This window comes from Bacillus sp. B15-48 (assembly GCF_016879755.1).
Classification (GTDB): Bacteria; Bacillota; Bacilli; order Bacillales; family Cytobacillaceae; genus Mesobacillus_B.
In genome coordinates, this window is the sequence record NZ_WOFU01000012.1 from 15029 (window position 1) to 28288 (window position 13260).

At 40.0% G+C, this 13260-nt stretch carries 13 protein-coding genes; all 13 read left to right on the forward strand.

Annotated features, from left to right (window positions below; translation table 11 throughout):
- Positions 1–139 precede the first annotated feature (139 nt).
- The 13 genes from GNT69_RS22430 to GNT69_RS22490 all read left to right on the forward strand — a co-directional run bounded on the left by GNT69_RS22430 (position 140) and on the right by GNT69_RS22490 (position 13228).
- Positions 140–1534, forward strand: a complete 1395-nt coding sequence (locus GNT69_RS22430) for a sensor domain-containing diguanylate cyclase (protein WP_203557224.1) — start codon at positions 140–142, stop codon at positions 1532–1534.
- Between the two features lie 59 nt (positions 1535–1593).
- Positions 1594–1914, forward strand: a complete 321-nt coding sequence (locus GNT69_RS22435) for a phage holin family protein (protein WP_203557225.1) — start codon at positions 1594–1596, stop codon at positions 1912–1914.
- Positions 1915–2550: 636 nt separating this feature from the next.
- The gene (locus GNT69_RS22440; RefSeq protein ID WP_203557226.1) at positions 2551–3495 is read left to right on the forward strand and encodes a VOC family protein; all 945 of its coding nucleotides are present in this window, start codon (positions 2551–2553) and stop codon (positions 3493–3495) included.
- A 61-nt stretch (positions 3496–3556) separates the two neighbouring features.
- Complete coding sequence (locus GNT69_RS22445) at positions 3557–4660, forward strand: alpha/beta hydrolase family protein (protein WP_203557227.1); 1104 nt, start codon at positions 3557–3559, stop codon at positions 4658–4660.
- Positions 4661–4821: 161 nt separating this feature from the next.
- Positions 4822–6606 carry a sigma-54 interaction domain-containing protein gene (locus tag GNT69_RS22450; RefSeq protein ID WP_203557228.1) on the forward strand — a complete coding sequence of 595 codons (1785 nt, stop codon included), beginning with the start codon at positions 4822–4824 and terminating at the stop codon, positions 6604–6606.
- A gap of 51 nt (positions 6607–6657) precedes the next feature.
- A complete protein-coding gene (locus tag GNT69_RS22455) occupies positions 6658–7443 on the forward strand; it encodes an SDR family NAD(P)-dependent oxidoreductase (RefSeq protein WP_203557229.1) in 786 nt (261 codons plus the stop codon).
- 45 nt (positions 7444–7488) lie between these two features.
- The gene (locus GNT69_RS22460) at positions 7489–8850 is read left to right on the forward strand and encodes a Rieske 2Fe-2S domain-containing protein (RefSeq protein ID WP_203557230.1); all 1362 of its coding nucleotides are present in this window, start codon (positions 7489–7491) and stop codon (positions 8848–8850) included.
- Between the two features lie 3 nt (positions 8851–8853).
- Positions 8854–9414 carry an aromatic-ring-hydroxylating dioxygenase subunit beta gene (locus GNT69_RS22465; protein WP_203557231.1) on the forward strand — a complete coding sequence of 187 codons (561 nt, stop codon included), beginning with the start codon at positions 8854–8856 and terminating at the stop codon, positions 9412–9414.
- A 30-nt stretch (positions 9415–9444) separates the two neighbouring features.
- Positions 9445–9672 carry a hypothetical protein gene (locus tag GNT69_RS22470; RefSeq protein ID WP_203557232.1) on the forward strand — a complete coding sequence of 76 codons (228 nt, stop codon included), beginning with the start codon at positions 9445–9447 and terminating at the stop codon, positions 9670–9672.
- A gap of 149 nt (positions 9673–9821) precedes the next feature.
- Entirely contained in the window at positions 9822–10238 is a 417-nt protein-coding gene (locus GNT69_RS22475; protein ID WP_203557233.1) for an acyl-CoA thioesterase, read from the forward strand.
- A gap of 54 nt (positions 10239–10292) precedes the next feature.
- Positions 10293–11372: a TRAP transporter substrate-binding protein DctP gene (gene dctP / locus GNT69_RS22480; RefSeq protein ID WP_203557234.1), complete on the forward strand. Its 1080-nt coding sequence runs from the start codon at positions 10293–10295 to the stop codon at positions 11370–11372.
- 9 nt (positions 11373–11381) lie between these two features.
- A complete protein-coding gene (locus GNT69_RS22485; RefSeq protein ID WP_239094419.1) occupies positions 11382–11930 on the forward strand; it encodes a TRAP transporter small permease subunit in 549 nt (182 codons plus the stop codon).
- On the forward strand, positions 11921–13228 hold the full coding sequence (locus tag GNT69_RS22490; RefSeq protein ID WP_203557236.1) for a TRAP transporter large permease: 1308 nt from the start codon (positions 11921–11923) through the stop codon (positions 13226–13228). The genes GNT69_RS22485 and GNT69_RS22490 overlap by 10 nt, the downstream gene beginning before the upstream one ends.
- Positions 13229–13260 lie beyond the last annotated feature (32 nt).

A 13260-nucleotide genomic window follows, 5' to 3' on the forward strand; every position in this document is an offset into this window, starting at 1 on the left:
GCCCTATGTTCTTTTGGGACAGGCTATAGAAGAAGTTTGCGAGTTTGTCCATTTACTTATATATGAAACTAATGTACTATTTTGATTGAAGGAATCTAGTAAAAAAGAATCATAAAGACGCATAAAAAAGGGGGGACCTATGGATAAGAATCGATTCATTACTATAGGTTTAACGCTGGCTGGAATTATTGGCGGTTCTCAAATAGGTAGGGCAACAAGAAGTGTTAAAAAGGATCATAGTATGATTGAAGCGATTTCAGATCCTTATTTTTTATTAGATCGAAAATGGAAGTTTGTTTACATAAATAACGAGGCAGCCAAGCACTTACAAAAAGCAAAAAAGGAAATTATCGGAAAAAAGTTATGGGAAATCTATCCTCAATCGATTGGTTTATACCTTCATGAACAGTACCTTCAAGCAATTGATTCAGGAAAAGAAACGAAATTTGAAACCTATTTTGACACCATTGAGAGATGGTACAGTGTAAAAGTGAATCCAAGTAGAGAAGGGTTATCCATTTTATTTATCGATATTACTGAACATAAAAATACAAATGAAGAATTAAAAAGGAAAGAGGAATTTTATCGTTTTATCGCGGAAAATTCTTCTGATATTATCATGAGATTAAATAAAAAAGGGGCACTGTCATTTATCTCGCCAGCATGTTATTCTGTTTTAGGCTATCGAGACGAGGAAATGATGTCTCAAGATTTTATCGACTTGGTCCACCCAGATGATCAAGAATATTTTAGGACATCGATATTAACTTCAGATGTTGACTGGGAGTTAATGACGTTCATTTATCGCATGCGCAAACAGGATGGTACTTATATTTGGATGGAAGCAACAGCAAGGAGAATCCTTGATGAACTAGAAAAGCTTGATGAAATTCTCACCGTTTCACGAGATATTACAAAACGAAAAAACAAAGAACAAGAGTTACAACTTCAAAATGAACAACTTCTAAAACTTTCGAACACGGATGCGTTAACGGAAGTTGGCAACCGAAGAGCTCTTGAGCTAACATTTAATGAGGAATGGAAAAGGGCACTAAGAAGCAAAACACCAATTAGTGTGATTTTATTAGATATTGATCATTTTAAAATTTTCAATGATTCCTATGGGCACCAAAATGGGGATCAATGTCTTTATACCATCGCGAAAACAATCAAAGAGACGCTTAAACGTTCTACAGATTTCGTTGCTAGATATGGGGGAGAAGAATTTATTATCCTTCTGCCTTCGACGAATATCAAAGGAGCACGTTCGGTCGCTGAATCAATCCGGAAAAATATTCAAAAGTTAAAAATCCCACATGAGTATTCACCAACAAAAAAGCTTGTGACTGTTTCGATTGGAATAGCATCGATTCACCCTCGTAAAAATGATAATCCCAAAAGCTTAATTTTTCGTGCTGATAACGCACTTTACAAAGCGAAGTCTAATGGACGGAACAAAATCGCAGTAAATAAAGCCAAGAAACACCGGGACGGTTCTGGTGTTCCGCCACAAGCAAAAAGCGGATTGGAGTAACCGATGTATTTCCTTTGGAATACAGTAGTAAAAAATGGATGAGTCGTAGGTGATTATAGGTGGACCTTCGGTTTGACATGTATATTAGGCCAGATGCCATCATTCTAATACCAGTCCTTTATTTTATCGGTTTATTCCTTAGAAAAACACCTTATATTCCTGAGTGGAGTCATGTTTGGATACAATTAATGTTTGCGGTGATCGCTTGTAACCTATACTACGGGTGGGAAATACAATCAGTTGTGCAAGGAATACTCGTAACAGGGGCTGCGGAAGTATCAAGAGGTTTAATTCATCAAACGATAAACGGAATGAGTGGGGTTAAAGAGAATTCTGATAAAGGAAAAGAGAAAGAGAAAGAAAGAGATCGGCCCGATTAAGTTTTTATTCCCCTTTCTATAATATTTTAGGAATTATTTTAAATTAGTATGAAGGAATTTAAAAGAAATGGATGACTAACCGTAAAAAAATGCCTGTTACCCGTCGAAAATTCGACAGGTAACAGGCATTTTTTTCGGATGATCGAGTAAAAGTATTTGCCATCGTTGCTTAATCATTTATTGGTAAATTGGGATGAATAACAGAGCCACTAATCTTGGTTTGGCGATTAAACAATACCACAAGAAAATACACATTTTTGTTTTTTAACTAATGTTTAGGATTCAAAGCCATCGCGTTTGAGTTTTCGTTCTTCTCCCGTTTTTTGCTGTGGATTGGGGTTGTTTTCTTCCTTAAGAATCACAATTTATAATCCTGATATTGCTGAAAATCATTAAACTGCTCCTATTGAAGAGAATTTCTTTGAGAAAAATGAACAACTGTAAACATTAACAATTGTTCATTTTTGGACGATTGTTAACTGAAAATAATAAATATTCTAAACTGTTTTTATTGTTAAAACAACATTTTGGTTAATTTAAATATCTTGGCACGTATTTTGCATTATATAAAAATGAAAACCAAAATTTACAATGATAATCGTTGTAAGGTATTTCAAAAAAGGGAGGGCATAGAAAATGAAAAATGAGTATTTAATTTCACAGTTAGCTCATGTTGAGTTAATTTCACCGAAGCTAGAAGAGACGGTCAAATTCATGAAGGAGATGATTGGCTTAGAAGTAACGGAAAGAGTTGGACAATCCGTATATATGCGTGCCTGGAATGATTATTTTCATCATTCACTAAAAATAACGGAAGGTGAGCAGGCAGGTTTAGGACATATCGGTTTTCGTGCAACAGGACCAGAAGGACTTGAGCGGGCGGTAAAAATAATTGAAAGCACAGGCCTTGGGGAGGGTTGGATTGATGGCGAACAGGGACATGGTGCTGCTTATCGTTTCAAAACGCCAGGTGGTCATACAGCAGAGGTGTTTTGGGATGTAGAGTGGTATCAAGCTCCAGAAGAAATGCGCAGTAAGTGGAAAAATCGTGCCCAAAAAATTGTTCGTCGCGGGGTTGGGGCGAAACGAATTGACCATGTTACTTGCGCATCACCTGATACACCAGCTGATCGTGAGTTTTTCCAATATATCGGTTTTCGCTTTCATGAAGGAATCTATACTTCGGTGACAGAACGAGAATTAGGCGCATGGTTGGCAGTCAGCAACTTGTCTCATGAAATTGCTTTCCTAAACCCAGATCCAAATATTCCACGTGGGACGATGCATCATTTAGCCTATGCAGTGGATAGCAGAGAAGAAATCCTTATGGCAGCCGATACATTAATTGATTATGGGTATAAATTGGAAGGTGGTCCAGACCGACACGCTTTGGCTGAAGGATTTTATCTATATGTAAGAGAGCCAGGCGGCAACCTTATAGAACTATATGCATTATCACACCTGATTTTTGCGCCTGATTGGGGACCATTCAAGTGGAAAATTGAGGAAAACCCAAACAGTGCTTGGAGCGATGCAAATATTATGATTCCGTTAGACGACAAACATGTAAAAACTAAATAATATAATCTTTGATCGAAATACAATCTCATGTGAAAAAACGACAAAATGGAGGAACAAACTAATGTGGTATTTTTGGCCAGAAAACTATATGTGGTCTTATCAGGTTTCAAGAATTCTAGGACATAGCAGCGTATATGGGGGAAGTCAGTTCGCAGAGTGCCTTCAAGTTGCACAGCGAATTAAGCTTGGGGATTATGATAGTTGGTTTACAGAATGGAACAGAATTGGCGATAAAGTTTTAGCAGAGGCAAATGAAGCGATGGAGAATGAAAACGTAGAGACTGCACGTGTGCATTATTTACGAGCAGCCGATTATATCCGATTAGGAGAATTTTTTCTTCAGCCGGAAGACCCAAGAAAAATTGAAACGTATTTAAAAGGAATTGATGCATTTCGCAAAGGGGCAGCCTTGCTAGATAATCCTCCTGAAATCATTCAAATTCCTTACGAAGATTCTTTCTTGCCTGGCTATTTCTATAAAAGTCCAATAGGCGATGATGCTCCTGTCATCATCATGTTTGGTGGGCTAGACTCGACGGCTGAAGAAATGTACTATGCATTGGCACCGTACTTACTTGAGAGGGGAATAGGTCTGATTGCAGTTGATGGACCGGGCCAAGGTGGCGCTCTTCGGTTGAATAATATTCCTTCAAGATACGACTATGAAAAAGCTGGAACAGCTGCACTAGAATGGGCAATCCAGCAACCAGGTGTTGACCCTAATCGCATAGGAATTATGGCCTGGTCGATGGGGGGGTATATGGCTGCACGAATTGCCGCCTTTGAACCTAGATACAAAGTTTGCGGGATTTTTAGCGCAGTCTATGATTATAGCGAAATGTGGGAAAGCAGACCAGATGATCATCCATTATCGAATATTCTCAAACATGTAGTTGGGGTTGAGACGATGCCCGAAGCTAGGGGAAAACTCAAAAACTATCACTTGCGCGGGATCGCAGAGAAGATTACATGTCCAACTTATATTTTACATGGCGAAGAAGATCGTCAGGCGAATGTTGATCATGCTTACCGTGTGTATAACGCCTTGACATGTCCAAAATGGTTAAAAATCGTTCCATCGGACAAAACAGGGGATGTACATTGCCAAGCAGACAATCATACCCAATCTTATTCTCTGTTTGATTGGCTTAAGAATCAACTATAAATCTATTATTTTAAAGAGAAGTTTTCTCATTCTATCTGGGAATTTTCCTATTAGTTGAACAAGTGTTAACTTTGATAAAATAAGAGGGGGGCTATAGGAACTAGTCCTCTCTCGTAAAATGGTGGTGGTTATGAGATAAGAAGAGGAGGAGGAAGTGTAATATGAAAGACGATAATCAAATCATATATGCACTTAATCGATTAATCAGTGAAAATCTATTTCAGTATAACGACTTTGTTCATACATTATATATTTTAAATAACAAAGGAGAGTTGATTGGTGATTTTCAATTAAACGATAAAGATCAACCGCAACATTTGACTTTCGGTGAAATATCCCCACTATTCAGAATGGTAAAATCTAATGAAAAGAAGGTACAATTTTTTCAGGTGGAATCGGGATGGACTTACTTTACTCCCGTGCAAGTAGGTGGAGTGGTTGAACATTATCTTGTCTGTTGTTATCCAGAGCCTGGCCATCGTCAGCTGATTCAATTTCTCATCATGCTTGGAGATCTTTTGAGCACAAAATTGCAGACCTATCGAAGTGTGGCATCAGACTTTTTGGCAAGTACGTATCAACGTCAGCTTTGTGAGAAATTCTCTGAAGGGTATATGACCATCAATCGAGATGGATTGATTATGTACTTGAATCAATCAGGGGCTAATATTTTGGGACTACCAGTAGACGTGTTAGTCGGATCAAAAATTGGTGATCACATTGAAGTTTCAGTTGATATGTTAGAAGCCTTAAGAACAAGAAAAGGATGGCAGGACAAGGAAGTATTCGTAAAGTTGAAGAAGGGGAAGCTTCATCTCATCGAAACCGTCATCCCTTTAATTAGTGAATATGATGAGGAACTTGGTTTGCTCATTATTTTTAAAGAAATGAAAAGTATGAGGAAAATGGTTAACGATATGGTTGGCTCTAAAGCAACTTTTACGTTTGAACATATTTTGCACGAAAGCAAGGAAATGGGTCAAATGATTGAAATGGCGAAAATGGCAGCACAAAATGATTCAAGCATCATGATTGAAGGGGAGAGCGGAACGGGAAAGGAGTTGCTTGTTCAGGCGATTCATAATTACTCTAGTCGTCGGAACGGCCCATTTGTGGCGATCGATTGTTCTTCGATTCCTCGGGAATTGGTTGAAAGTGAATTATTTGGCTACGTAGACGGAGCCTTTACAGGTGCTAGGAAAGGTGGAAGAATGGGGAAATTTGAACTCGCGAATGGAGGAACGGTTTTCTTAGATGAAATCGGTGAGATGCCACTGGAAATGCAAGCTCGATTACTACGTGTTCTTCAAAACAGATCTGTCGTCCGTGTGGGTGGGCATGAACCAATTCCCATTGATATTCGAGTCGTTGCCGCAACAAATCGGGATTTGGAAGAAGAGGTCAAAAATAACAACTTTCGACTGGATCTATATTTCCGTTTAAACGTGATTCATTTAACTGTACCTTCACTTAGGAAAAGGCATCAGGATATCCCGCTATTGATTCATTCCTTTTTGGAAAAAGCGGCAAAAAGGGAAAGGATAGAGGTGCCTATAATTAGGCCAGAAGCGATGAGAATCCTTGAACAATATTCTTGGCCAGGGAACGTCAGAGAGCTCGAAAATGTCATGGAACGAGCAGTTGTTTTGAGCAATGGTGTTATTGGGCTCGAACATTTACCAGAACGTTTACTTCGCGGAAATGGCTTGATGGGGAAAAAAGGGACAGAAGAGACGGTATCTAATATAGGGACACCCGGAGGAAACGATATAAAAAACCAAGAAAGTTTTGCCACGATTCAAGCCGTTCGTGAATGTAACGGGAATATCACCCTTGCTGCCAAGAAACTAGGAATTTCAAGGACGACTTTATATAAAAGATTAAGAAAGGCGAATTTCGATACAAAGCCTGATTTAAGATTTGTCCCAATCAGTTCTAAAGAATAGCATTTTTATAAGACTTGAGAAAAGAAAGCACTTTTCGGATGAGGAGGAGCCATGAATAAGCTTGATTTAACAGGGAAGATTGCGATTGTTACAGGTGCAGGAAACGGATTGGGGAAATGCACAGCCCTTACCTTTGCAGAAATAGGTGCAAGAGTTATGGTATCTGATATCAACGAGGAAAGCGCTTTCGAAGTGAAAGAGGAAATCGAGAGAAAGGGCTATCCAGTCGAGGCCATTAGGACAGATGTAACGAGGGAAGAGGATATTCGGTTAATGGTCGAAAAGACGATTGATCGTTTTGGCAGAGTGGATATTCTCGTGAATTGTGCAGGGGTTAGTAATAATAAACCATTGATTGAAACGACCGAAGCCGAGTGGAATCGCATTTTTAATATAAATGTGAAAGGAGTCTTCTTGGCGACTCGGGCCATTCTCCCCCATATGATTAAACAGCAATCTGGGAAAATTGTGAATTTTTCATCGATGGTTGGAAAAGAAGCGTATGCGAATAATGTTCCTTATTCTGCAAGCAAATTTGCCGTTCTAGGGATGACCCAAGGGGTGGCGAAAGAAGTAGCCAAACACAATATTAATGTGAACGCCGTTTGTCCAGGGGTGATTATGACGGAACTAATGGATCGAGAAGCTGAGAATATGGCTAAGCTTGAAGGCATTTCGAAGGATAAGGTCATTCAAAGGTTTTGTGAAGAGATTCCATTAAACAGATTGCAAACGCCAGAGGATGTAGCGGGAGTCGTTGCTTTCTTATGCTCAGATTTGGCGAAGAATATGACCGGGCAGGGGATTAATGTGACTGGTGGGTTAATGCTTCACTAGATTTAATTGATTGAAAACTTAAATGAAATAAGGGGGGTATTGCGAGTGGAAACAGTGAACAAATCAAAAGTGGATTCAATTTTAGAGAGATTAAGAGAGGGTTTAAAAAGGGGGGAAGTACCTGTAGAGCTCTATGGGGATAAAGAGGTATACGAAGCCGAGCTGGACAGAATCATGGGAAGTTCCTGGTTAATCTTAGGTCTAGAAGCTGAGATTCCGAATAAAGGAGATTACATGCTTCGCTATATGGGCCAGGATGAGGTGATTGTCACCCGAGATGAAACGGGTCAAATCCGAGTCATGTTAAATCATTGCCGTCACCGTGGTACGGCAGTATGTCGTGACATGAAAGGAAACTCTTCTCACTTTGTATGCGGCTATCATGGCTGGACGTTTAAAAATACCGGGAAATGGATTGCGGCTCCGCATAAAAATGTGAGCTATAAACATCTTGATGGCGATAAATGGGGGCTCTTACAAGCACGAGTAGAAGTAAGGTGGGGCTTGATTTTTGCGAATATTGACCCAAATGCACCATCTTTAGATGATGATCTTGGCGATGCTTCTTTTTTATTTGACTTGTTTTTAGGTCTGGATTCTAGGGGGTTAAGAGTTCTTGGGGAACCTAGTAATTATGTAATGAAGAAGAACTGGAAAATGGGTTTAGAGAATGCTGTCGGTGATTGTTTTCATATCTTTTTTGGTCATACATCAATGGTTGATGTCCAGATGCTCCCGCCGGTTCATAAACTTTCAGATAATTATACAACCTGGCATACGGCAAGCAATGGAACAGGAATTATGTGTAAAGAATTAGACAGCGTTCCGAACTTTAAACCAGAAGGAACGAAGTTTAATGGTTATACTCCAGAAATATTGGATTTGTTTGATAAAAACGGAATAGACGAAAGACATTGGAAGTTTCTAAATGATTATCATCCGTTTATAATTGGTCACTTTCCAAATGCCTACATTTTTAGATGGTATTCGCCTGATCCTGTAACAGGGAATATAGCTACTTTCTATCAACTAAGGATCATGCAGCCACGTGGAGTAGATGAAACAGAAGTTTGTAACATAATGTTTAATTATGCGATTGAGCCCGAAGAAAATGCTGAACTAGCGTATCAAGGAGCACTGCTCATGATGGGAGCGGGTGGATTCTTGGATATGGATGATGGTGCGAACTGGGAAGGATCTGCTGTTGCTGGTAAAACGCTCTTTGCTAAGAAACATCAGATGAATTTGAACTATCAAATGGGGCTGGATGGAATCGGTACCGATAAACCAGTGCAATTTGATCCTTCTGTTGGACTCATTGGACAGAGGGCGACAACGAATGATGCAAACCTGCGCAATTTTCAGCAGCATTATTTAAAAGTGATGAGTAAGAAGGAGGCTGAGTAACGTATGAAAAAATTGAAAATTAAGAATAGTACATCAATTAAAACCTTTCTTCCTGGTCAAGTAGAGAGAGCTGTTGTGGATGAAATAAAAGATTTCCTTCATTATGAGGCCATGCTTCTGGATGATTATCATTTGCTTTGGGACTGGTTCCAATTATTAACAGATGACTTTTTATATCAAATTCCCGTTCGGGTTTCCCGTGAAAGGCATTCCGGTCAGTCTTTGTATCCAGAAGGTTCTTTTCACCAAAATGATAATAAGTTTTTTATCTTAAAACGCCTAGAGCGCTTGGAAACGGAAAAGGCATGGGCGGAGGAATCACCATCACGTGTCCGTCGTGTGATTTCAGGTGTGATGGTCATGCCTGGTGAAGACGAGAACCATTATCACGTTCGCAGTTCGTTTGTTCTTTATCGCGGGAGGGACCGGATCGAAGGAGATGTTCTATTTGGCCAGCGTCATGATCTCCTTAGGAGGGACACAGATGGGTTGAAATTGGCACACAGAGTTGTGTACCTAGACCATACTACACTTCCGACAAGAAACTTGTCATTCTTCTTTTAAAAGTAACGTCTTTAGGTTGGAGGGGTTTAGATGGAAAAGCAAATAAATACGGATACTACAAATCTACAAAAGCTATCAAACGAATTTGCGATGGTGCGGTTCGGTAAAGTGACCATGCAGAATGGGGAGCGCTTACTGATTCAGTCTTCTGGTGGCGATCAAGTACTTCTAGATCCGATTTTATTAGAGGCGATTGCTTCGTTAGGGCATGAAGATTTGTCTCGTATTCTAGTGGTGGCGAATGAGGTACGAGATTAGCGTCTTTAACTACGGTTCATAAGATAAAGATTGTTCGTGATTGGCAGTATAAAACAATATTGCTCAGTTCCGCCAAAAAATAATTCAGGGTATTCGGATAGAATTATTCAACTAAGGTTTATATTTTACTAGAAAAGGAGTGGGCCGAAATGATTACCAATCAATTTCGCATCCAATTTGTTGATACAGACTTAACGCAAAGAATCCATTACAGTTCGATTTTTCGCTATTTTGAAAGATTAGACCATGATTTTTTTCGAAAAATCGGTTACTCCTATCATGATTTATTTGAACAAGGCTTTGAAATGCCACGGGTTCATGTCGAATGCAATTATTTAGGAGAAATCCAATACGATGATCTTCTGGAGGCACAGGTGACAGTGGCGAAGATTGGGAATTCCTCTTTTACCTATTTATTTCAATTCATGAAAGAGGGACAAATTGTCATTAAAGGGACGATGTCGATTGTGTTTATCAGTCGCTCAACCGGTAAGAAGGTGCCAATCCCTGATTTTATAAAGTCTCAATTGGAAAAGCATCTAGAACCAGCCGTACTGAAAAACTAGCGCGTTCACTCAAATAATTATAATTTCATTTTTCTATAAAGAGGGGGACATAGTATGAAAGCTTTGAAGATAAGCCTTCGATTAGCAATGATTGTTTGTTTGGTTCTTCTAGCGGCCTGCTCGGGTTCGCAAACAAGCAACGTGGAGGAGGGGCATGCAGAAAATAATGATTCGCCGATTGTATTAAAAACAACCATTCAGACACCGCCAGTAGCGCTGTTATCAAAGGGATTTGACGCTTATTTGGATGCTATTGAAGAAAAGAGTGAAGGAAGAATTAAGTTTGAACGGTATTATTCTGAATCACTTGTTAAGTCTCCGGATGTATTAGATGCTTTATCTTCAGGGATAGCGGATGTAGGAATTATTATTCCGCCGTTGATGGCCAGCAAGATTCCATTAAATACGATTGGACATAATCCGGCTGTATACGAGAACTCTTGGGCTGGTGCACGAGCCACTTTTGATCTTTATCAGCAAGTACCTGACTTAAATGAAGAGCTTGAAAAGCATGGAGTCACCTTTGCAGGATCGTTAGCCGTTCCATCCACTTATATTTTTACGAAAAAGCAGGTGGACGGGATTGATGATTTGAAAGGCTTAAAATTAATCTCTCAAGGTGACCATGGCATCATGGCTCAGGAGCTTGGCGCTGTGCCCGTTGCGATTCCATCGACGGAATCCTTTGAAGCCCTGCAGCGTGGAACAGCTGATGGAATTTTATTCAATTTAACAACGGTCACCACTTATAACATTGAACAAGTGGCGGGTCATGCGTATAAACTCCCGATTGGTGGAGTGGATCTATTAATTGGGATGAATGTAAATAAGTTCAATGCTCTTCCGGATGATCTAAAAGAAATCATGAAAGAAGTGGCACAAAATCATGCGGATGACTTCCATCAAATTTATCAAACAGAAGGCGACAAAATGGCCCTAGAAAAAATTGAACAGGCAAACGGAACGATTACAGAGCCGTTACCTGAAGAGGTTGAAAAGTTAAAAGGAATTGCTCAAAAGGTGATTTGGAACAATTGGGTGGAGAAAAATGGTCCGGCTTCACAAAAAACACTTGATAAATATATTAAGTTAGCGGATCAGTACGAACAGGAAAATCCATTTAAGGAGGAGTGAGGATGATTGATGGTTCAATGGCTGAAAAAGCTTGAGCGATTTCAACATAAAGTCGAAATGGTCCTTATGTACCTTAGTGGAGGGCTCATCCTTACTCTAATGTTTCTTATCACAGCGGATGTAATCATGCGGAAATTGGGAAGTCCAATTTTAGGGGCCTTTGAGTTGGTACAGATTCTTACGGTTTCGATTATTTTCCTTGGTATCGCTTTTGTTCAACGGGTTAAGGGCCATATTTTTATCGAAGTTGCCACAGACAAGCTGCCTGAAGTGATGAAGCGGGGACTAGACTTTTTTGGATATGTGGTTGGTTTCTTCATTTGTTCCGTCATTACGTGGCAATGCGGCTTAGCCGCTTGGGAATCATTGGCGATAATGGAGTATTCATCAGGAATTGTTCCGATTCCACTCTGGCAAGCAAAGTGGATCGTTGCGATAGGAATGGCCTTGCTGACGACACGTATTGGTTGGGATATCCTTTATTTTCTCTTTCCGGTTTTGAGAGTAAAGAGCGAACAACACAGACATATTGAAGAAGGTGAAAAAGTATGGCTCTAAATCCGGAAATGATTGGTTGGATCGGCATCGTCGTCCTTTTAGTTCTATTATTGCTTAGGATTCCAGTGGCTTTCGTTCTTGCCTTTGTAGGTTTTACCGGTTATTGGCTGATTGCTGGTCCCCAAGCAGCATTCAAAATTGCAGGAATCGTCCCTTATTCAACGATGGCCAATTATTCCTTTAGTGTCGTGCCGCTTTTCTTGCTAATGGGATATTTTGCCTTCCACGCGGGCTTTGCCACTGATATGTTCAAAACAGGGAAAATTTGGTTAGGGCATATTCCTGGGGGCCTTGGACACGCCACTATCTTGGGAGGAGCTGCTTTTGGGGCGGTAAGCGGTTCGGGAATTGCCTCCACGGCAACGATCGCAAGGATTACGACTCCTGAGATGGTCAATAATGGCGTCAATAAGAGTCTTGCCTATGGCATCGTTGCCTCTGCAGGACCGCTCGCATCGATGATTCCACCTAGTATGATTATGGTCATCTATGCAATTATAACCGAAAGTTCGATCGCCAAATTGTTCGTTGCTGGTATTCTTCCTGGGCTCTTGATTGCATTATTGTACATTTTAATGGTTTGGATTCGGGTAAAAATCAATCCGGACCTTGCACCGCCGGTTCAAAAGACACCCTTCAAAGAGCGGATTATTTCATTGAAGTATACTTGGGGGCTGCTCGTTCTTGGTTTCATCATTATCGGAGGCATTTACACAGGGTTATTTACCCCAACAGAAGCAGGGGGAATTGGAGCATTCGCCGCCTTTATCATGGCATTACTTTTAAAGCGTATTAATCGAAAGGTAATGAAAGAGTCACTTATTGAAACAATCAAAACGACTAGTATGGTGTTTCTTATCGTGGTAGGATCGATGATCTTTGGATACTTTTTAGGAATTACGAGAATTCCGACAATGCTTTCAGATTTGTTAACGACTCTGCCAGTTGCTCCTATTGTGATTATTATCGGTGTGGTCATTCTCTATTTAATACTCGGAATGTTCATTGATATGATTTCAGCGATGTTTTTAACACTGCCGATCATCTTTCCGACGATTATCAATTTAGGATATGACCCGATTTGGTTTGGCATCGTGATCGTCTTTTTGACGGAAGTCGCACTAGTTACGCCACCACTTGGATTAAGCTTGTTTGTCATTAAAGGGGCCGTTCCGGATAGTGATATTAAGGAAATCATTAGGGGGAGTATTCCATTTATCGCCATTGATATCGTGATTCTTGTGTTGTTAATTGCCTTTCCAGAAATCACGCTTTTTCTCCCAAATAAGATGGAATAGATAACTAGAGTTCTATCTTGAAAGGGGGTGGT